The 23,339-nt window shown below is 37.1% G+C and carries 15 protein-coding genes; 12 read left to right on the forward strand and 3 right to left on the reverse strand.

Translation table 11 applies throughout. The features are described 5' to 3' along the window. Positions 1-2 precede the first annotated feature (2 nt). Together C1631_RS14540 and C1631_RS14545 are read left to right on the forward strand one after the other, a co-directional pair. Positions 3-701, forward strand: coding sequence for an SAM-dependent methyltransferase (locus C1631_RS14540; RefSeq protein ID WP_103249388.1), 699 nt, complete (start codon positions 3-5; stop codon positions 699-701). A 398-nt stretch (positions 702-1,099) separates the two neighbouring features. After that, positions 1,100-2,896 carry a lytic polysaccharide monooxygenase gene (locus C1631_RS14545; protein WP_109712959.1) on the forward strand — a complete coding sequence of 599 codons (1,797 nt, stop codon included), beginning with the start codon at positions 1,100-1,102 and terminating at the stop codon, positions 2,894-2,896. A 225-nt stretch (positions 2,897-3,121) separates the two neighbouring features. Here the strand turns inward: C1631_RS14545 and C1631_RS14550 are convergent, their stop codons facing one another. After that, positions 3,122-3,970 (reverse strand): DUF4349 domain-containing protein, encoded by an 849-nt coding sequence (locus C1631_RS14550; RefSeq protein ID WP_109712961.1) that lies wholly within the window; start codon positions 3,968-3,970, stop codon positions 3,122-3,124. Between the two features lie 88 nt (positions 3,971-4,058). Continuing rightward, positions 4,059-4,532 (reverse strand): Mpo1 family 2-hydroxy fatty acid dioxygenase, encoded by a 474-nt coding sequence (locus tag C1631_RS14555; protein WP_103249732.1) that lies wholly within the window; start codon positions 4,530-4,532, stop codon positions 4,059-4,061. A gap of 73 nt (positions 4,533-4,605) precedes the next feature. On the opposite strand from C1631_RS14555, the gene C1631_RS14560 reads away from it, so the two are divergent. The 7 genes from C1631_RS14560 (at position 4,606) to C1631_RS14590 (ending at position 13,976) form a co-directional block, all read left to right on the forward strand. Beyond that, positions 4,606-5,451 carry a helix-turn-helix domain-containing protein gene (locus tag C1631_RS14560; RefSeq protein ID WP_109712962.1) on the forward strand — a complete coding sequence of 282 codons (846 nt, stop codon included), beginning with the start codon at positions 4,606-4,608 and terminating at the stop codon, positions 5,449-5,451. An 89-nt stretch (positions 5,452-5,540) separates the two neighbouring features. Next, a complete protein-coding gene (locus C1631_RS14565; protein WP_109712964.1) occupies positions 5,541-6,851 on the forward strand; it encodes a TolC family protein in 1,311 nt (436 codons plus the stop codon). Positions 6,852-6,876: 25 nt separating this feature from the next. Next, on the forward strand, positions 6,877-7,995 hold the full coding sequence (locus C1631_RS14570) for an HlyD family secretion protein (protein WP_109712966.1): 1,119 nt from the start codon (positions 6,877-6,879) through the stop codon (positions 7,993-7,995). Between the two features lie 102 nt (positions 7,996-8,097). After that, on the forward strand, positions 8,098-9,690 hold the full coding sequence (locus C1631_RS14575; protein ID WP_109712968.1) for an MFS transporter: 1,593 nt from the start codon (positions 8,098-8,100) through the stop codon (positions 9,688-9,690). A 277-nt stretch (positions 9,691-9,967) separates the two neighbouring features. Further along, a complete protein-coding gene (locus C1631_RS14580; protein WP_109712970.1) occupies positions 9,968-12,181 on the forward strand; it encodes a TonB-dependent receptor in 2,214 nt (737 codons plus the stop codon). 106 nt (positions 12,182-12,287) lie between these two features. Then, positions 12,288-13,100 carry a siderophore-interacting protein gene (locus C1631_RS14585; RefSeq protein WP_109713331.1) on the forward strand — a complete coding sequence of 271 codons (813 nt, stop codon included), beginning with the start codon at positions 12,288-12,290 and terminating at the stop codon, positions 13,098-13,100. Positions 13,101-13,271: 171 nt separating this feature from the next. Next, a complete protein-coding gene (locus tag C1631_RS14590) occupies positions 13,272-13,976 on the forward strand; it encodes a class I SAM-dependent methyltransferase (protein ID WP_103249820.1) in 705 nt (234 codons plus the stop codon). Between the two features lie 193 nt (positions 13,977-14,169). On the opposite strand, the gene metG is transcribed toward C1631_RS14590, so the two are convergent. Then, positions 14,170-16,206: a methionine--tRNA ligase gene (metG, locus tag C1631_RS14595; protein ID WP_109712972.1), complete on the reverse strand. Its 2,037-nt coding sequence runs from the start codon at positions 16,204-16,206 to the stop codon at positions 14,170-14,172. Positions 16,207-16,539: 333 nt separating this feature from the next. Here metG and C1631_RS14600 point away from each other — a divergent pair, with 333 nt between their 5' ends. From C1631_RS14600 to C1631_RS14610, 3 genes are all read left to right on the forward strand, one after another. After that, positions 16,540-19,299: a SusC/RagA family TonB-linked outer membrane protein gene (locus C1631_RS14600; protein WP_109712974.1), complete on the forward strand. Its 2,760-nt coding sequence runs from the start codon at positions 16,540-16,542 to the stop codon at positions 19,297-19,299. Positions 19,300-19,311: 12 nt separating this feature from the next. Then, on the forward strand, positions 19,312-20,916 hold the full coding sequence (locus C1631_RS14605; RefSeq protein WP_109712976.1) for a RagB/SusD family nutrient uptake outer membrane protein: 1,605 nt from the start codon (positions 19,312-19,314) through the stop codon (positions 20,914-20,916). 78 nt (positions 20,917-20,994) lie between these two features. After that, on the forward strand, positions 20,995-23,151 hold the full coding sequence (locus C1631_RS14610) for a glycoside hydrolase family 97 protein (protein WP_109712978.1): 2,157 nt from the start codon (positions 20,995-20,997) through the stop codon (positions 23,149-23,151). Positions 23,152-23,339: the final 188 nt, after the last annotated feature.

A 23,339-nucleotide genomic window follows, 5' to 3' on the forward strand; every position in this document is an offset into this window, starting at 1 on the left:
TAATGCTTTTTTTACTCCCTGCTTATTTATCAGAAAATACTTCTATTACTCACTTTTCACCTGTTATAAAGGAATATATCATGCAAACTGATTACTTCTTTGTAGAAAATGAAAAAACAGCGAGAAAGGTTGTTAAGTTTTTTGCTCCTGAAAAAAAACAGGCAGATCTGAAGCTGTTCTTATTGGATAAGTATACTGAAAATGCAGATATTAAGGAAGCTCAGGAACTGATGTTGAAAGGACAGGATTTTGGATTGCTTTCAGAGGCAGGATTGCCCTGTATTGCAGATCCCGGGAACTTAATTGTAAAATGGTGCCATGAAAAAAATATAAGGGTTATCCCTGTTTCCGGGCCATCATCTATTATTCTGGCATTGATATCCAGTGGGTTTAACGGACAGGAGTTTACTTTCCATGGCTATCTTCCTATTGATAAAGGAGAAAAAAAGAAACAAATCATGAATCTTGAAAGCCTTGTTCAGAAAACAGGATATTCACAGATTTTTATGGAAACACCATACAGGAATAATCAACTCTTTGAAGATTTGTGTAAGTTTTTATCACCCAATACAAGGCTTTGTATTGCAGCCAATATCAATGATCCGGAGCATGAATTTATCAAAACAAAGTCCATTAAAGACTGGCAGAAACAAAAAACCGAACTGCATAAAATACCAGCGGTATTCGTACTTGGAAAATAATAGAATTTATTCCTGTAGATTTAATCTACAGGAATTTTTTTGTTCTGAATGGAAGACCTGAGACAGAAATAAACCAACTTTTTCATTTTAGAATAATTGATTGTCATATAGATAATTATCTTCAGAAATTTTGAACCAACAGCATCCCCTCATTTTTTCCGTTTTTAATACTTCTTAATATGAATATAAACCAGCAGAAAATATTTCTATATTTTGTGATATATTGTATTTTTTTTCATATTTTTATATCGAAAAATATTCTATTGATATGTTTAAAATAAATGATTATGAATTATTATATTTAGTTTTATTATCTATAATACATGATTTTTTTATTATTTTATTTAACTTTTTTTGAGTATTTTTTAATTTGAAACTTAACACCAAAATATTTAAATATGATTAAATGTAAATTTTTTTTCCCGGTATTGCTGATGCTGGCCACACTGGTACCGTCGTTAGTTCATGTATCTGCACATGGATATGTTGTAAGCCCTGCCTCAAGAGGCTATCAGGGAAGTCTGGATAGAGCAGTACTTGGCTATTCTGCTGCATTGGGAATCTATGGCTCTGTAATTAATGAACCAGCCTCTCTGGAGGCACCAAAAGGATTTCCTACATATGGTCCTGCAGACGGAAAGATTGCTTCAGCTAATGGAAGTATAGGGGGAGACACTACATTGGATCTCCAAACGGCTGATCGTTGGAAGAAAACCAATATAACTACTGGAGTGAATGCCTTTATCTGGAAATATACGGCTTATCATGCGACGGCAAAATGGCATTATTATATAACAAAGCAAGGATGGGATCCTAATCAGCCGCTTACCCGTCAGAATCTGGAACTCATCGGTACGATCATGCATAATGGTACACCACCGCAGGATAATGTTTCTCATCAGATTACAGTGCCCGCCAACCGTACAGGGTACCATGTTATTTTAGCGGTCTGGGATGTGGCAGATACCACTAATGCATTTTATAATGTCATTGATGTTAATGTAACTTCCGGAACAGGCGTTTCTGCACCTGCCACACCTACAGGACTAGCACAGATAGGAATAACAAGTTCGTCTGTCAAAATAGGCTGGAACCCACAATCGGATGCTGTTTCCTATAACATTTTCCGCAATGGACAAAACATTCAGCAAGTAAGTGGAGTTACATTTCAGGATACCGGCTTAACTGCTAATACGGTTTATACGTACGAAATACAGGCGAAAGGCTCTTCTGGGCTAATTTCAGGAAAAAGCACGCCACTCAATGTGAAGACAAACAACGAAGGTACACTTGAAAAACCTACAGCACCATCCAACCTTCATTCAATGACAGTTACAGAAAACTCTGTTTCACTCATGTGGATGGCTTCTACTCACTCGCAGGGAATCAAAAATTACCAAATCTTTGAAAATGGAATCAAAGTAGGAGAGACCGTACAAACAAACTTTTTACGAACCGGATTAGCACAAGACACAGAGTATCATTATACGGTGAGATCTGTTGCGATGAATGATCAGATCTCTGATATGAGTAATGAGTTAAAAGTCAAAACCAGGATTACGTCAGGTAATGGACAAACGTACTGTGCATCTGAACGGTATAATATTGCGAATGCTTATCCTACAGCCGGAACGAAAGTCTTTTATGCCTGTAAAATATGGAAAAACAAATGGTATGCTAATCCGGGTGAAACTCCGGGAGCAAATATGGTCTGGGAAGAGGTAAGCGTATGCAGCGAAGGTCCTGATTGTACATCCGGCGGTCCTGTTACTTATTGTGGATCACAGGTGTATAATCCTGTAAAAACGTATTCTTCGGCCGGGACAAAAGTTTTTTATGCCTGCAAAATATGGGAAAATAAATGGTACGTTAATCCGGGAGAAATTCCGGGAAGTAATGCTGTCTGGAAAGCGGTAAGTAACTGTACGGAAGGTACAGGGTGTGCAGCTGGTCTGACAGGTAAAGAAACGGGCCTTTCAATAATTGTATCTGATTATGTGATCAGTTTTTCACCGGAAGACTACTATGAGAAAATGAGTAGAGTGGATATCATTAATCCTGGAGGACTTCAGATGCTTTCTGCTGTTAATCCAACAAAAAACAAAATTAATATCAGTCATCTTCAGTCTGGAATTTATTTTGTCAGAATTCATTATAAAGATGGAAGTAGGGTAACAAAAACAATCCGAAAATAATAAGCTGAAATTTATAATGAGAAAAAACCACCGTGGAAACAAGGTGGTTTTTTACGATATGAACATTTTATTTTTTTGTGTTGTTTTGGTACGTAAAAATATTTAACAGCCCTTAACAAGCTTGTAGCACTATTCTTGTTTTTTTATATAGTACCGGAAACAGTATACATTGTTGATAATGCATAAAAAATCCGGGCATCGGAGATGCCCGGATTTTTTATGATATTATTTATTCTTTCTCGTTCTCCATTTTCTCCATAGGAAAACAAGAACAGGAATGAGTAAAAAGAATGGCCATAAAGAGATAAGTCCCAACAGGAAACTTACAAAACTATTCCAGCCTTCTGTGAGAGAATCAATAAATCGACTCCCGAAGCCTATTCTGGAAGTGGTTGAACTTCTTACTTTTTCTTTGTATAGACTTAGATTTAGGGTACTGTAGTTGACACGGTCATCAATAAAATGAAGCCTGCCTTCAGCGACATCAATCTCATCTTCAAGTCCACGAATCTTTTCCTGAATTTCCAGCATATCTTTGGTGGTCGCGGCACTTTTAAGCATGTCACGATATTTTTCAAGATAGAGCTTCTTGTTGGCTAATTTGATGGAAATGTCTGTGTACTCTTCGGTAACATCATCCGATGAAATGTTTTTTGATAAAACAGATCCAATACCATCGGAAAATGAATTTACTAAAGCATCAAAACTTTTATGAGGAACACGAATCGTCAGGTTAAGATTTTCATCTACATCTGTATTTTGAAATTCCTCTTTTTGGATATAGGCATTGTTCCTTTTTAAAACCTCATTCACCTGGGCCTGAGCTTTTTTAATTTCTCCAACCTGAACTCTCATATTTCCGTTTTTAATAATTTTCCGGGATAAGGTATCTGCCTTACCCGCCGCAGGAGAAGATGGATCATCTGTTTTTGCATTGATAAGCAAAGATTTATTAACAGGAGCCTTGTCTTCCATTATTATTTCTTCAACGGAAGCATCTGCAGATTGTATTTCATTTTGAGATTTGCTGCAGTTGACTAAGATGATTAATAGTGGTAAAAATAGTTTTCTCATGAAAAATTAGCTTTTCATGAATGCTAGCAAAAACCATGCTTGGAAAGATAAATGCTTTGAAATTGTTTCAATGAGTACCCTAAACAAACTAATATCTGATTCCAGTTTTCTTAAGGATATACGTTAAAAGCCAGATAGGGCCAACCAGGAGGAATTGTAAATCTTTTATAAAAGAGGGCTTTTTTCCTTCTATTGTATGTCCTATCAGCTGGAAACCCCATGTAACAACAAACACAGATAGGTAAAGAATCCACGATTTCTTGCCCACGCTAATATTTGTCAGATAAATAAAGTGTTCCATCATTGTCATTATAGCGATCATGACAATCCCGATTAATAATGAAAGTCTCATATAAAATAAAGTAATAAGGCTGATGACAACCAGACTTACAATACTGATGCAACCAAAATATGAAATGCAGAAATGCGGAGCAGGAATAAGGGAAACAAAGCCGAGAATAGTCCAGAAAATCACAGGAACACAAATCCAATGAATACATTTGTTAATTGCATTTCTATGGCTCTTACTATATTCTGCAAAAAGTAAATCAACCTTTCTCATACTCGTAGGAATTTGATAAATGCTAAAATAATAAAATTTTGTAATCAGTGATAAGATTGCTTACATTTGTGATATGTCTGCCTTAGAAAAGTTCGGAGTTGAAATCTTTACACAACGCAATATTTTCGAGAGAATTGCGGTTGATAAGCCATTTCGGCCTGATAATCCGGCATTTATTTTTATTAAATCCGGAACCATAAAGCTTAGGCAGCATTTCAGTGATCTGGAGGTTTCTGCCAATATGTTTATGGTAACTGATCCCCAAACGATCTATGAAGTGGTCTCGGTAAGTGATGATTTTCAATCGAGGATGGTGTCATATAAAAGAGAATTTATTTCAGCTTTATCTTTAAAATTCAATCGCTTGATCACGTATCGTTATTTCAGACAACAAATGAACAAGGGAGTACCTTTCCCTGAGAATGAAATGGAAGTCGTATGGAAAAGTGTCAATTTTCTTAAATATATTCTCGACTCTGAAACTGAGATGTTGTATAAAAAGGAAATGGTAGAACATCTTTTTTCTGTTTTTTGTTATCAGATGGCCGGGATTATTTCCAAGGAAGACAATAATTCTATGAACCAGATGTCCAGACAGGAGGAGATTGTTTTTGTATTTCTTACGAATGTTGCAGAACATCATCTCACCGAGAGAACGGTGGAGTTTTATGCCGAGAAGCAATCTATTACAACCAGACATCTTTCAGCAGTTGTAAAATCCATTACAGGTAAGTCAGCAAGCCAGATTATTGCTTTAATTGTAATCAATGAGGCAAAAGTGCTTTTAAACTCGTCAACTAAACCTGTATCGGAGATTTCTTCTATCCTTGGATTTAGTGATCAATACTCATTTTCCCACTTCTTTAAAAAACATCTCGAGGTAAGTCCTTCACAATATAGAAATCAGTTCGAAAACTAAAATCTTACATTTGAACATCTTTTTCCAAAAATCAAACATTTGATTGATTTTGTTGTTGACCTAACTTTGCATCTGTAAAACAAGGTAAAATGACAAAGAATATAAAAACAGCACTATCTGTATTGATAGCAGCTTTTCCTGCGCTGTTTTTTTCGCAACAGGTGAAACAGCTGACTGCAGGTGAAATTGCCGAACTGGCAGTTCAGAATCATCAGCAGTTAAAAGTTTCTGCTCAGAATATTGATATTGCGAAACAGAACATTAATGTTGTAAAACTTCAGAAACTGCCCACCATTACGGCTTCTACAAGCCAGTTTTATTTGGGAGACGCAGTGGCAATTGACAAAGATTTTTCGAATTCCACAAAAATTCCGATGCCTCACTACGGAAGCTCATATGCTGTACAAGCAACACAATTGATCTTTAAAGGAGGATTAGTAAACAAGTCTGTTGAAATGGCAGGGCTTCGTGAGCAACTTTCCGAATTGGATCTGGAGAAAAATAAACAGGAGGTAAAGTTTTTAGTGATCTCAAACTATCTGGATATTTATAAAATAATAAATCAGGAGGAAGTTTTCCAAAACAACAAAAAGCTTGCTCAGGAGCGTCTTAAAAATGTTCAGAAATTTTATCAACAGGGTATGGTAACCAGAAATGAGGTCATTCGTGGTGAACTCGCTATCAAAAACCTGGATCAGGGAATTCTGACATTGACAAATAATAAGAAAATTCTTAACTATAATTTGAGTATTGCTCTGGGACTATCTTCGGATACAGAAATCATCCCTACAGAAAGTTTAGAAAATAAAGAATCCGGGATTGGGATGGATTATTACCTGAATATGGCTCATGAAAGTAATCCTGCGTTGAAATCAGCAAAGAAAAACATTGATATTGCAGATAAGAATATCGAAATTATCAAAACAGATAATATGCCTACCATAGCAGGATTTGGTGGATATACTTTACAAAGACCTATTACAACGAGAAATCCAGTTTTGGACATGTATTCAGGAGGGTGGCAGACCGGGGTTTCTTTGAGTTATAATATAGATACATTGTTTAAAACAAAAGAAAAAGTTAAACTCGGTGAGATACAAAAAAATCAGGCAAATGATGCAGTGACATTGGTGCAACAAAATGTAGATATGGGAGTGAATGCGGGCTATACAAAATATCAGGAAGCGATTCAACAAGCTGATATTCTTAATGATTCTAAAAGACTGGCAGAAGAAAATTATAAAATCACTGAAGCCAAATATCTGAATCAGCTGGCTGTGCAGGCAGAAATGATAGATGCGCAGAACCAGAAACTACAGGCAGAACTGGATTATGCCAATGCGGAAATCAATGTTTTGTATCAATATTATAATCTTCTGAAATCTACGGGAACACTTTAATTTTTTAAAACTGAAAATCAACACAATGGAAAACAAGGAACAAACCACTCAAAATACAACTCCAACCCCGGTAAGACCAAGTGGAGACAGCAAAAAAAAGCAGAACAAAAAAAACAAAATCAGAGCGATCATTTCTAATATTATCGTTTTTCTGGTGATTGGTTTCGGATTGTTCTGGTTAATTCGCGAGTATTTCCACATCGGAAATAAAACATATACAGAAGCAGCACAGGTAGAAGAGTTTATCAATCCAATCAACACCAGAGTTTCTGCCTATATTAAAGATATTAAATTCATTGAACACCAAAAAGTAAAAAAAGGTGATACGTTAGTTATCCTTGATAATCGTGAAATTCTTACGCAACTGGGACAGGCTGAAGCTGCCTATCAAAATGCAATGGCACAAAAGACTGCCACAAGTTCTTCAGTAAATACAGTTTCCAATAACATCAATGTTATGGAATCAAACATTGCAGGAGCAAAAGCCAGACTTTGGAATGCCGAACAAAACCTAAACCGATACAAAAACCTTCTTGCTGCAGAAGCCGTGACAAGACAGCAATATGATCAGGTAAAGACTGAGTACGACGCTCAAAAAGCAGCTTATGAAACGTTGGTCAATCAAAAGCAATCGGCGAATCTTTCCACTACTGAGGTGAAAAGTAAATTGGGAATCAACGATGCAGAGATTAAAAGGACAAAGTCTGCTTTGGATATGGCAAGAATCAATCTGTCGTATACCGTAATTACAGCTCCTTATGATGGAGTAATGGGAAGAAGAACAATTTCTGAAGGGCAGTTGATCCAGCCAGGACAACAAGTAGCAACAATCGTTCTTAACGGGCAAAAATGGGTGACTGCTAACTTTTTAGAAAGCCAGATGCCTAATATTAAAGTAGGAGAAAAAATAACGATGACAGCCGACGCTTTAGGCGGTCAAAAGTTTGAAGGAATAGTAACGGCAATTTCTGCAGCTACCGGATCTAGATATTCAAGTGTACCTACTGATAATTCTACCGGAAACTTTATAAAAGTTCAGCAAAGGATTCCTGTGAGAATCGAGTTTACTGAATCCAATAAAAAGGAAATCCTGGATAAATTAAGTGCAGGGATGAATATGAATGTGAATATTAATAAAGACTAAAAGATATCAGAGGTCAGATTTCAGACTTGATATGAGGAATAAAGATTGAAGGCTGAATTGGTAAAGTCTGTTATCTGATATCTGTAATCTACTATCTAAAATATGTACAACAAAGGATTATACAACGACTGGGTACCCAAGCCCATACAGCTTCTGCTGATTATATTATTGCTTGCAGTGGTAATGCCTATCGGTGGGGTATATACGGGAAATATCAGTCATCTGGTAAGTGGTACAGGAGCGTTGACAGAATATTTTATGTGGGCAAACTATGCAACCACCATTGGGATGGGAGCCTGTATGCCTGTTGTTCTCAGAATTAAGATGAGGTTCAAAGTTCGGGACAAGATGGTTTTATTGCTGGTATTACTAGGTGTATTAAGTTATATCAATGCTACAACTTTACAACCCATGATTTTCGTATCTACTTCACTGTTGATCGGATTTATGAAGATGATGGTAACGATAGAACTGTTCCTGCCATTGATGGTTATGATCGGAAATCGTGGGATGTTTTATGGATTGTTTTATACATTCGTTTTGGTGATGAACCAGGTGGCAGCTTACTATGCGGCAGAATTTGCACTGCTCTACAACTGGCAGCAATTCTATATTTTTACCGCAGTTTTATGTTTTACATTAGCATTGATCCACTGGATTTTTATGCACAATAAATACTTCGCCCTGAAAGTGCCGTTGCATTATATTGATTGGTTAAGTATCTTACTTTTCATATCCACCTTTATGTTTTCAGCTTATGTATATGCATTTGGACGACAGCAGGATTGGCTGAACTCTAAGAACATCATCAATGCAAGCATTGCTGCTTTTGTTAGCTTTGCATTACTTTCGATACGGCAACTAACCCTGAAAAGACCTTATCTTTCATTCAAAATTTTCTCGAGAAATAATGTACAGAATGGGTTATTTATGCTGTTTTGGCTGGGAATGTTTTTAGGAACAGCTTCTCTTCAGAATACTTTTGCAGTAGGAGTTTTGGGATATGATCAGGTAACGAATGCAAGATTAAGCTTATTGATGATCCCAGGGATTATTTTAGCGGGTGGTATTGCCGTGTTCTGGTTTAAAAAGGAGAAACCGCTGAAGATGTACATTTTTTCCGGTTTTGCCGCGATGGTAGGTTATGCAATCATTATGTATTTCTCAATGGTACTGGAATTTAATTATGAAAACTGGTATTTGCCGATGTTTTTAAAAGGCTATGGAATGTGTTCATTATTTATTTCAGTCTGGTTTTATACTCTGGATAAGCTCGAAATGGATGAAATGCTTGCTGCAATCGGACTTGTTTTAGTGTGGAGAACGTTCCTGGCCGTAGGTATATTTTCGACATTATATTCATGGTTGCAATACCGGTTTCAGATTAATGCAATAGGAGATCTGGCAGTTTATATGGACGGAATGACCATTACCCCTCAGAATGTTGCTGCCAATATGAAGGCCATTCAGCTGAATGCTATTATTATAGCCACAAAAAAAATATTTGGATATATAATTGTAACAGGATTCGGAGTGTTGCTTTATGTGATTACCCATCATTTTGGAGCAAAACGTTTCCAATATTTCAGATTTGTAAGAGTTTTAGGAGGTAAATCAGTGATTGCCCGAAGAAGACTTCGTGAGCGCAAAAAATTATTAGAAGAAATAAAAGACGCAGCAGGGCCTGCGATGTAAAAATACCTTGTTTTTCACTAGTAAAATCCTGGTCCTTTTTAGGGCTTGGATTTTACGCTTTTTAGGAAGATAAGTAATAAAGGTTAAAATGAGCAGTTAAGGATAAAACTATACATCATCATTATAACTTTTTAGTGGTTATAAGTTGTCAGGCCACTTCTTGCTCCATTTTCCCGGTTTCCATCTTGTTAAATAATGAAAAATTTCATAGTCTCTTATTTTTATTTAGAAATAATAAAAATTACCTTTGTGGGATTATAAAACTTTGAGTAGAAGAATGAAAAAGCAGTATGCGTTCATAGGTATGGTAGCATCGGGAATGATGTTTTCCCAAACAGTGAAGGATTCTATATCCTCTAAAGGTATTGACGATGTTGTGATCGTAGCCTCCAGAAAACCTACAAAAATTTCTGAAATTCCGGGTACGGTTTGGGTCGTACAGAAAGAAAAAATTCAGCAGCAGGCAAAAAGCGGTGTTCCTATTAAAGAAATGTTGTCTATTTTAATTCCAAGTATGGATATTGGTCCCCAGGGAAGAACCAACTATGGGCAGAATATGAGAGGACGCTCTGCATTGGTAATGATTGACGGAGTTTCTCTGAACAGTATTCGTGCAATCAGTCGCCAGCTTGATGCGATTGATCCTTTTAATATAGAAAGAATTGAAGTTCTTTCGGGAGCAAGCTCTATTTACGGAGGCAATGCGACGGGTGGGATCATCAATATTATAACCAAAACACCATCAAAAAAAGGAATTAGTGGAGAAACTGAATTGGGAGTACGTACCGGTTTTATGGGAAAAGATGATCACGATTTCCGGGCAGCACAATCTATTTCAGGAAAAGGAGAGAAATTCTTCGGCAGACTGGGAGTCGCATACCAACAAAATGGGGGAGCTTATGGAGCAGATGAAAAACAACTGTTTACAGATATTACTCAAACTGACCTTCAATACAATCAATCCATTGATATTCTTGCTACAGGAGGATATCAGTTTAATAATAAACATAAAATAACGGCTTCACTTCAATATTACAATTCAAAATTTAATGGAGACCGAAGTTTATTTTTAGGTGAAAACCTAAGCGCTTTTACCCAGAAAAAAGCATCACTACTGGAAATGAGAGATGGCTTTTCTTCTGATAAAAATGTTGGTACTGAACGTTATATGGGAACTGTAGCCTATACCGGAAACGGAATTTTGGGTGGCCAGGACATCTATGTACAATTTGCTACCCGTGGTGAAAAGCTGGGATTTTACCCTTTCCCCGGAAATGTAACCCTGCAGAGTAATCAAAAAGTAGCCTACATGTCCTCATCTCAACAGGATACTTATTACTCCGGAATTAAGGCTTTGCTATCCAAATCATGGCGCGGACTCAATGTCACGTACGGAGCAGACATCGATTTTGAGAAATTTGAAGGCAATCAGTCTGTATATAATATTGGTAAAACCATGTCAAGTGGCGGATTGATCAACGAGACCCAATACAGATTGGGAAGATATCCTACCAACCATTCACAAAGTTATGCCGGATATGTGCAGGCGAAATATAATATTCTTTCCAAATTACAGCTTAATGCAGGTGTTCGTTACCAGAACATCACTGTCAAAATGGATGATTTTGTAGGCTCTGAACAGCAGACACAGATCGCGATGGGATACGGACAATCGGCATCTGCAATTCCGGGAGGACAAAGTTCTTATAATGTAACCCTTGCCAATGCCGGGTTACTGTACAAATTTAATGAACACCACCAGGTTTGGGGAACTTTTTCCCAGGGAGCAAGCCTTGCTGATCCTGCAAAATATTATGGTATTGGAAAATATGAAATGCAGGGTACCAACTGGAATGTGATATCCAGTATCAATGTCAAAGATCAGCCTTTACAAGCTATTAAAACCAATCAGTTTGAGGTAGGATACCGTATTAATAAAGGAGGATTGAGAGCTCAGATTGCAGGGTTCCTGAGTAATTCAGATAAAAGTGTGGCCGTAGATAAAAAGACTTTCCAGATTCTGGTTAATGACCTGAAGTTAAGAAATATGGGAATCGAAGCTGAGATTTCCTATTCTATGAGCAATGGAGTTTATTTTGGAGCCAGCGGTCTTTTAATCAAATCTGAAGTAGATAATAACGGAGAATGGAAGAAGCAGGAGATTTATAATGCTTCCCCTTCAAAATTAGTAACCTATATCGGATATAATATCCAAAACTGGTCATTTAGATTCCAGTCTTTGCAAAACTTCAAACTCACGGATGAATTGAGTAATGTGATTGACGGATATAATACCTCTGATCTGATGGTAGGGTATCGTTTCCATTGGGGGAAATTTAACCTGGGAATCCAGAATATATTCAATACGGATTATCAGACCATATGGAGCAAACGTTCGCAGGTTCTGTATTCTTCTTACGGACTTCCGGAACTATTTAATTATAAAGGAAGAGGAAGAACATTTAACCTGTCTTATACATTTGATTTTTAAAAAACAGGATCAAGGTGTACCTGCCTTGGTCTGAATGATACTTTCTAACAAAATCCGGTTTCTGATCAAAGAACTGAAACCGGATATTAACTTAAAAAAATCAGTTATGGCCAAAGTTTCAACAGGGCAAATTGTTGCCGAAGTAACCAGAAAAGAATACATTACAGATCATTTTATCAGGGTATATCTGTATTCACCCGAAGTGCCTCAGTTTAAAGAAGCTACTGTGGGAGATAACAACAAAATTGCAGTTCCGCCGGCAGGATTGAATGAAATTCATTTCCCCACATTGGACGAAAATCATCAATGGGTGTATCCACCAAAAGAAGTAGCGCCTGTGATCAGAACCTATACCCACAGGGGAATTGACCTTGAGAAGAATGAACTGATCATTGATTTTGTAGACCATGGAGACACCGGCCCGGCATCAAAATGGGTGAGGGAAGCGAAAGCAGGCTCAAAACTGGGAGTCATGATGCGCCTGGGTGGAAAAGAGTTATATCCTGAAGCTGAATGGTATTTGCTGGTGGGAGATGCAACCGCCATTCCTGTACTAAGTGCTATTTTAGAAACATTACCGGCTACTGCAAAAGGAGTCTGTATCATTGAGGTTCATGGAAAGGAGGACGAGCAGATACTAGAAACTAAAGCCGATATTGATTTTATATGGGTACATAATTCGGAACCACAAAATGCAAGTGAAATTGCTGAGGTAGTCAAAAGCATTGTCATTCCTGAAACAAGTAAATTCGGATATGTAGCTTGTGAATTCTCAAGCGTTAAAGAAATCCGAAACTATCTCAGAAAAGAAAGAAACTGGACGTCGAAAGAGCTGTATGCCTATTCTTACTGGAAAGCAGGTGTGGCAGAAAATGAATCACAAGCTGACAGACATAAGGAGAAGGATTCGATGGAGTAGGAAGAGTGGAGAGATTAGGGTTTGAGTGCGGTAGGGTTAAGGTTTTGAGTTTAACGTTGAGGATAACCAAGAGCAATAATAACCTACACCTCGCATCTCGAATTCTCCCGTACCCCGCAACTCGCAGCCAAAAACTTTGAACATTGAACCCTGAACACTTATCTTTGCATCATGAAAGATTTAATGGGCAAAGCGATCTGGGACTATTACCACAATGAAAATTCTGAAGATTTGCAGACTGAAACTTCAATTTCTGAACTGGACGAACTTCCGGTCGAGTATCTATTCAGAGGTTTTGAAGACATGAATAAAATTGAACAGAAAGCATTGCAATTTTCCAAAGGAAAAACTTTAGATATTGGTACCGGTGCAGGATCTCATGCTTTATACCTCCAGAATGAAAGAAATTTGGATGTGCTAGCATTGGATATTTCCCCAAAATCTATTGAGGTCTGCAAACTAAGAGGAATTAAAAAAGCAGTAAGTGAAAATATTCTCAACTTTTCAGGCGAAACTTTTGATACCATTATCTTATTGATGAATGGAACAGGAATTTTTGAAAGCCTTTCTAAAATTGATACCTATCTTAAGAAGCTGCATACCTTATTAAATGATGAAGGACAAATATTAATTGACAGTACGGATATTCTCTATATGTTTGACCGTGATGAAGATGGAGGAGTGTATATTCCTGCAGGAGGATATTACGGAGAACTGGATTATATTGTGCATTATAAAGGAGAATCTGAAGAACCTATTACCTGGTTATATCTCGACTTTAATACGTTGAAAAATGCGGCAGTGAATAACGGTTTCAAAATAGAAAAAGTTTTGAAGGATGAAGATTCTTATCTGGCAAAACTGACTAAAAAATAATATAAACGTCAATAGAAACGGGCTTTAGCCCGTTTTCTTTTTTAATCCTTTCGATTGGCTTTAGCCAAAACTTATTTTTGGAATCACCTGCTAATCTGTGGGACAGTAGAATAGATCACAACTGTTGTTCTATAATCAAAAGAAAAGGCTGCTTCATTTTGAAACAGCCTTCAATTTTTATATCAAGGGACAATTATCCGATCTCAATACCGTTTTCAACATTGCTGTCGTCCGGTGTTACGAAAGATAATTTACCATCCGGTTTAGTAGTCAGTAACAACATTCCCTGAGATTCAATTCCTCTGATTTTTCTTGGTGCAAGATTTAATAAAATCATTACCTGCTTACCAATTACTTCTTCTGGAGTAAAGCTTTCAGCAATTCCTGAAACTACAGTTCTTACGTCTACTCCTGTATCAACAGTCAGTTTTAATAATTTATCTGCTTTTTCTACTTTTTCAGCTTCTGTAATAGTAGCTGTTCGTAAGTCTATTTTAGTAAAATCATCAAAGGTGATCTCTTCTTTCATAGGGTTGGCGTTAGGGTTTGTTTTTTTATTGTTTTGTTTGGTGTCTTCCAGCTTTTGAATCTGAGCTTCGATCACATTATCTTCAATTTTTGAGAAGAGAAGAGATGCTTCATTGATCTTATGGCCCGTTTCGATTAAAACAGGTTGAGTTTCGATATCATTCCATGCTTTCTTTTCAACGTTGAACATGTTCAGAAGTTTTTCAGAACTGAAAGGCATGAACGGTTCACATAATTGAGCTAATGCTACAGCGATCTGAGCTCCAACAAATAAAGATTGAGCAGCCTTTTCAGGATTATCCTTAATCGTTTTCCATGGCTCTTCCGTTTGAAGATACTGATTTCCAAAACGAGCAAGATTCATCAAGGCAGTCAAGGAATTTCTAAACTCATAGTTTTCCAGAAACCCGGAAATCTCTTTTGCTGATTTACTGATTTCTTGTAGCTCAGGACTATTAATATCTCCTTGTGGAACTACACCATCATAATATTTATGAATAAGAACCGCAACTCTATTGATAAAGTTTCCAAAGATACCCACCAACTCAGAATTATTCTTCGTCTGGAAATCTTTCCATGTAAAGTTATTATCCTTTGTTTCCGGAGCAGAGGAAAGAAGCGCATATCTTAATACATCCTGTTGTCCAGGGAAATCTTCTACATACTCATGTGCCCACACCGCCCAGTTTCTTGATGTTGAGATTTTATCATTCTCAAGATTCAGGAATTCAAATGCAGGAACATTTTTAGGCATAATATAATCTCCGTGTGCTTTCATCATCGCCGGGAAGATGATACAGTGGAATACAATATTATCTTTTCCGATAAAGTGTACCAGGTCACTGTCTTCACTTTGCCAGTAATCTTTCCAGTCTTTTCCGTTTTTCTCTGCCCATTCTTTTGTAAAAGAAATGTACCCGATTGGGGCATCAAACCATACGTAAAGAACTTTCCCTTCCGCATTCGGAAGAGGAACAGGAACTCCCCAGTTCAGATCTCTCGTCATGGCTCGCGGCTTTAGGCCATCATTTAACCATGATTTAACCTGTCCGTATACATTGGGTTTCCAGTCATCTTTATGACCTTCAATGATCCATTCATTTAAGAAATCTTCATATTCATTTAAAGGAAGGTACCAGTTTTTTGTTTCTTTTAAAATAGGAACATTTCCGCTAAGCATTGATTTCGGATTGATCAGTTCTGATGGAGAAAGGGTAGAACCACACTTCTCACACTGGTCTCCATAAGCGTTTTCGTTGCCACAGTTCGGGCACGTTCCTACAATATAACGATCAGCAAGGAATTCTCCTGCCTGCTCATCAAAATATTGTTCCGAAATTTCTTCTGTGAATTTCCCTTTTTCATACAGAACCTTAAAGAAGTCCTGGCTCGTTTCATAATGCTTCTTGGAAGTCGTTCTTGAATATTCATCAAAAGAAATTCCAAGATCTGAAAAGGATTTCTTAATGATCCCGTGGTATTTGTCAACGATATCCTGTGGGGTAACCCCTTCCTTTTTAGCTCTTATGGTAATAGGAATCCCATGCTCATCTGAACCACAGATAAACGCTACATCTTTTCCTAATCTTCTCTGAAATCTTGCGTAAACATCCGCAGGAATATAAACACCTGCCAAATGTCCTATATGAACCGGCCCGTTTGCATAAGGCAAAGCTGCCGTAATCATCTTTCTGTTTGACATTTATAGTAAAGTTTTAACTGCAAAGATAAGGATTATCTCTTGAATACCGCTATTTGTGGAGTTATTATGATCTGTAATGAATTTTTCGGAGTTTAATATGAAATAAAGTTAAACAAATGTTTAACTTATTGATTGCTGTAAAGAATATGTTATGCATTACATATGATCCAATAAATTATTGGATTGTAAAGAACTAACTTATTTTAGTTTCGTAATATACAGAATTTTAACTTAAATTATATTAAAATTATGATAATTCTGATTTTTTTTTAAATTGCACACAAGCTTTACGCTAAAAATGAACAAAAACGAAACTATATTAAAAATAAGATTGTGAAGAATTTTACAACGGTATTAAAAGTTGCGCCCGCTTTTTTATTGGCCAGTACAATAATGCATGCGCAGACCACAGACTCTGTCACGAAGGAGAAGAAGATTGAAGAAGTTGTATTGATCGGGTACGGGAAACAAAAGAAATCTGACCTTACAGGTTCCATCACTTCGGTTACAGCCAAAGACTTCAACGGCGGAGCTACTTCTGCCGGGCAGTTGATCCAGGGAAAAACACCGGGGGTACAGATTACCAATAATAGCGGTGCTCCGGGATCCGGAACTAAAATCCGTATCAGAGGAACCTCTTCTCTTGGAGGGGAGAACTCACCGTTGATTGTTATTGATGGAGTACCTCAGGATTTTGTGGGAGTAAATGGAGTGTCAGATCCCTTATCATTAATAAATCCTAATGATATTGAAACATTTGATATCTTAAAAGATGCTTCTGCAACCGCAATCTATGGAAACAGGGCATCTAACGGGGTTATTTTGATCACTACCAAAAAAGGAAGTGCCGGAAGATTCAAAGTGAACTTCTCAACGGTGACTTCACTTTCTACCAAAATGGGTAATGTAGATGTTTTAAATGCTGATGAGTTTAGAAAATTTGTGAATACCTATGCTCCCGACAATTATAAAACGAAGCTCGGAAACTCAAATACCAATTGGCAGGATGTCATCTATCAGACAGCCTGGGGAACAGATAATAATGTTGCTTTTTCCGGGGGAATTAAAAATTTACCGTATCGTTTATCAATCGGATATAATGAACAAAATGGTATTGTAAGATCAAACTCATTCAAAAGAACTTCAGTAGGGTTAAATCTGAATCCTAAATTCTTCGATAATCATTTATCAGTGAATGTAAACGCAAAAGGAACTTTTACCGACAATAGATTTGTTGATGCAGGGGTAATAAAAGCGGCTACTTATTTTGACCCTACACAACCCGTATATTCCGGGAACTCTAAGTATGGCGGATATTATGAATGGTTGGATGCCAATTCTCCCAATGGTTATAATGTAAATGCCAGTTCAAATCCACTGGGAATGATTGATGGTCTGCGTGACGTTTCTTCAGTGACCAGAGGGTTGGGAAATATTCAGTTGGATTACAAATTCCATTTTCTTCCGGATTTACATTTTAACGTAAACGCAGGTTATGATTATACCAAAAGTGAAGGGCACAAAGTAAAAGATGCAAGATACAGAATAGGATACGAAGACAAAGGAAGTGAGAACTTCTATTCTATGGAGAAGAAAAATAAGTTGTTGGAAACCTATTTGAGCTATACTAAAAATATCTCTGCAATTAATACTGGGGTAGATCTTACTGCCGGATATTCTTATCAGGATTTTAATATCCTTATCCCGGGGGCTATGACGTACAGAGGGATCGGAAATAATACAAAAGATGTGGATTTTGAAAGCCGAAATACACTGATCTCTTTCTATGGTAGAGCTATTTTCACCATTGCCAACAAATATATCATTTCCGGATCTATCCGTAGGGATGGTTCTTCAAGGTTCTATAACCTGACAAGAGATAATGTTTGGGGGGTATTTCCGGGGCTATCTTTAGCATGGAAATTAAACGAAGAAAATTTTATTAAAAATATTTCAGCGATCAGTACCTTAAAACTGAGAGCAGGATGGGGGAAAACAGGACAGCAGGAATTACCGGCATTGGGCGTAAATGGTAACAAACCGAATAATTATCCTGCATTGGGAGCTTATAATCCAAGTAATCCGGGAGCCTATTATCAGTTTGGCAACGAATATTATTATATGTTCCGTCCAGCCAATTTCAATCCTAATCTTACCTGGGAAACGACCGTTACCAAAAACATAGGATTGGATTTTGGTTTTGCTAAAAACAGAGTAACAGGATCCATTGATCTCTTCAGAAAAGACACCAAAGATTTATTGGTATTTGCAGACGAACCGGCAGGAGGTTTAAGTAATGCAAGCTGGCAGAATATCGGAGATATGAAAAATGAAGGGATTGAAGGAATTGTTACTGTAATTCCTGTTAAAAATGAAAATACCACCTGGGAAGTAAGCTTTAATGCAACGCACTACAAACCTATCATTACAAAATTGAAAGACAGAGGAGGAGAATCCTTTAATATGGAAGTTGGAGGAATTGAAGGAGGGTCAGGAAACAGAATTCAGGCTCATGCTGTAGGATATGCTCCTAATTCATTCTGGGTATACCAACAGGCATATGACGGAAGCGGAAACCCGATCAGTGGTGGGTATGTAGACAGAAACGGTGATGGGGTCATCAACACGAAAGATATGTATTATTACAAATCAACTACTCCTGATGCTATTTTAGGTTTTTCTACCAAATTGTCTCATAAAAAATGGGATTTTGCTTTAAGCGCAAGAGCTGTATTGGGTAACTATGTATATAATAATGCGGCATCCAATAGTTCCCTGAAGTCTGCTTCTACCAACGAGTACCTACAGAATGTATTTTCGTCCGCTGCTGACTATAAGTTCTCAGATTTCCAGTACAGATCTGATATTTATGTGGAAAATGCATCATTTTTCAGATTGGATAATCTTAATATCGGATATAATTTCGGAGAAATTTTCTCCAAAGGAAGTAATCTGAAAGTGTATGGTATGGCACAAAATGTTTTTGTGATCTCTAAATATTCAGGTCTGGATCCTGAAGTATATGGTGGGATAGACAACGGATATTATCAGATGCCTAGAATTTATTCATTAGGCTTTAACTTTCAATTTTAAATAAGAAGTATGATGAGACTTAATAAGATTAAACTTAAAAATATAATATTACCAATTTCTGCTGCATTTCTGTTAACAACAGCAGCGTCCTGTTTGAAAGACCTGGAAAGAGAACCGATAACAGATCAGATTGGAAATAATATCTATAAAGATTTCTCCAACTATAAAAATGTGTTGGCTAAGTTATATGGAGGCCTTGCCATGGGAGGACAGATCAGTGGTGACGGAGATCAGCCGGATAGTGATATTAACGGGATCAATGGTGGCTTTTCTCAATATACAAGATTGTTGTATACCCTTAATGTGGTGACTACAGATGAAGCTGTAATTGGCTGGAATGACGGAAATCTTCACACAATGCACAAAATGACGTGGGATGCCTCCAACGAATTTATTGCAGCAATGTATTACAGAGTATATACGGAAATTGCTTATTGTAATGAGTTTTTAAGAAATGTTACCGATGAAAGACTGAGCACAAACAATATTACCGGGGAAAATCTTACCCAGGCAAAATTAATGCGGGCAGAAGCTCGCTTCTTAAGAGCGCAATCTTATTTCCATGCTTTGGATATGTTTGGAAATGTTCCTTTTGTAGATGAAGCTTACACTCCGGGAACACCTAATCCGCCAGGAAGAATAGAAAGAAAAGACTTATTCAAATATATTGAGACTGAACTTTTAGCCATTGCTGATCAATTAAAAGATCCAAGAACAAACGAATATGGAAGAGCTGATAAAGCTGCAGTATGGGCTTTGCTGGCAAGATTGTATTTAAATGCTGAAGTCTATACGGGAACTCAAAGAAATACCGATTGTATCACGTATTGTAATAAAGTGATCGGAGCCGGGTATTCTTTAAAACCAAAATATGAAGACCTGTTTTTAGCAGATAACAACATCAGCAATTCCGAACAGATTTTAAGTGTAAACTTTGACGGAATCAACACCCAGACTAACGGTGGAACTACCTATATGGTACACGCAGCCGTAGGAGGTGATATGAAAGCTGTAGATTATGGAATCAATGGAGGTTGGTACGGTCTGAGAGCTACAAAATCATTTGTAGGCTTATTCCCGGCTAACGGAAATGATAAAAGAGGAAGATTCTTTACCCAGGGACAAAACCTTGAAATTAATGATCTGGCGTCTTTCAATGACGGATATGCCTTTATCAAATATAAAAACATTAAAAGTAACGGATCTGCCGGTGCTCACAATAACTGGGTAGAAGCTGATATTCCTTTGTACCGTTTGGCAGATATTTATCTGATGTATGCAGAAGCGGTGCTCAGAGGTGGAAGCGGAGGTAGTCAGGCTACTGCTATTGAATATGTCAATAAGCTGAGAGAGCGTGCTTATGGAGATACAAGCGGAAATGTTAGCGCTATTAACCTTGATTTTATCTTAGACGAAAGAGCAAGAGAATTGTCATGGGAAATGACCAGAAGATCAGATCTTATCAGATTCGGTAAATATACTACCGGAGCTTATCTGTGGCCATGGAAAGGAAATGTAAAAGATGGAAAAGCTGTTGACAGCTACAGAAACCTTTTCCCGATTCCTACAAGGGATCTTATTGCTAATCCAAACCTGGTACAAAATACAGGGTATTAATACAATTTACATTGATAAAGAGTAAAAACGCTGCTCTGTGCAGCGTTTTCTTTTACTAAAGTTTAATAAATAGTCATTATGAAGAAAATTACAGTTGGAGCCCTTTTGCTCTCGATGATGTTTGCAGGTGTGAAGGCACAATCTTTAAAATCACCGGACGGGAAGTTTGAAATGAATTTTCAGTTGAAAGACGGAGTTCCTTTTTACAACCTGAAATACAACGGTTCAGTGGTAGTTGAAGATTCTAAATTGGGGTTAAGATTATTTAAAGACAAAGCGATAAAATTCGCTTCTGAAATCGCGAAACCGGAAGATGCAAAATTCGATTTGAATAACGGTTTTGCTAAAGTAGATGAAAAAAGAGATTCTAAAAATGAAACATGGCAACCTGTTTTAGGAGAGAAGAAGAATTATATCAACAATTATAATGAATTGGCAGTCACGTTGAATCAGGCGTCTACAGACAGAAGTATTGTAGTGAAGTTCAGATTATTCAACGACGGATTGGGATTCAGATATGAATTCCCGCAACAGAAAAATCTGAACTATTTTGTCATCAGAGAGGAAGATTCTGAAATCGATTTTCCAACCGATATGAAGGCCTGGTGGATGGTGGCAGATTACGATTCTCAGGAATATCAGTATCAGGAAACAAAAGTCTCTGAAATTCCTGGAAAATGGGATAAGGCATTCGATGCCAATGCTTCTCAGACGTTGGTGAAAAATGCTGTTCAATCTCCATTGATGCTTAAAAAAGAAGGAAAAAATCCTTTATATATCAACGTTGCTGAAGCGGCTGTATTAGATTATCCGGCTTCACATCTGGAAGTTGATGCTGCGAATTTTAAATTCAAAACGCATTTAACTGCTGACAGACAAGGAGCAAAAGGATATATTCAGACTCCATCTGTGACACCCTGGAGAACGATCATCGTTGCTCCAAAAGCTGAAGAGGTAATGGATTCTAAAATGATCTTCAACCTTAATGAGCCTACAAAATATACCGATACTTCTTACATTCACCCTACAAAATATATGGGCGTCTGGTGGGAAATGATTATTGGTAAGTCACAATGGGCATATTCTACTGCTGAAAACGTACACTTAGGTAAAACAGATTTTGCAAAACTGACTCCTAACGGGAAACATGCTGCCAACAACACCAAAGTGAAAGAATATATTGATTTCGCAGCAGAAAACGGATTCCAGGGATTATTGATCGAAGGCTGGAATATCGGTTGGGAAGATTGGTTTGGAAATTCCAAAGAATATGTTTTTGATTTCATCACTCCTTACCCGGATTTTGATATCAAAATGTTGAATGAGTATGCGCACTCTAAAGGAATCAAGCTGATCATGCACCACGAAACTTCAGGTTCTGCAACCAACTATGAAAGATGGGCAGATAAAGCATTCCAGACCATGAATAAATATGGATATGATGCAGTTAAAACCGGATATGTGGGTGATATCATCCCAAGAGGCGAGCATCATTATTCTCAATGGACGATCAACCATTATTATAGAATTGCTGAAAAAGCAAATGATTATAAAATCATGGTAAATTCTCATGAATCTGTGCGTCCTACGGGAGAAAGCCGTACCTATCCGAATTATATTTCTGCAGAAGCAGCCCGTGGTACAGAATATGAAGCATTTGGAGGAAATAAGCCGGATCATCAGACGGTTCTTCCGTTCACAAGATGGATGGGTGGATCTATGGACTATACACCGGGAATTTTCCAGACAAAGTTGGATTATTATTTCCCTGGAGATAATCGTTTTGTAAAAACTACACTGGCTAAGCAGCTTGCATTGTATGTAACAATGTATATGCCTCTTCAGATGGCAGCAGACCTTCCTGAGAACTATAAAAAACATATGGATGCTTTCCAGTTTATTAAAGATGTAGCAGCAGACTGGGATGATACAAAAATATTATCTGCTGAGCCGGGAGATTATGTGATCACTGCAAGAAAAGCAAAAGGTACTGAAAACTGGTTTGTAGGAGGTATTACAGACGAAAATAAACGTGAATATACTGTTGACTTCTCATTCCTTGATAAAGGGAAAAAATATGAAGCAACCATCTATGAAGATGGAAAAGATGCAGATTATATTGATAATCCTCAAAGCTATAATATCTACAAAAAAGAGATTACAAGCAAATCAAAAATTAATTTCAAAATGGTAAGAAGCGGTGGTTTTGCTGTTTCTATCAAACCTGTAAAATAATTTAAAAACCGGGAAAAATAGGCTGAGAAATGTGTATTCTTCCTGGTTTTTTTTGGCTTTGCTTTCTTTGGATGTAGTGAAGTTTTTTTTAATTTTTAAAAAAAAGGAATAATTAAGTTAAAATAGTTTTGTTTTTTTAAATATTTATCTATATTTGGTGATGTAAGTAAAATTATTAATCAAAACTA

Origin of the sequence: Chryseobacterium phosphatilyticum (assembly GCF_002899825.2) — a bacterium.
GTDB classification, from domain to species: domain Bacteria; phylum Bacteroidota; class Bacteroidia; order Flavobacteriales; family Weeksellaceae; genus Chryseobacterium; species Chryseobacterium phosphatilyticum.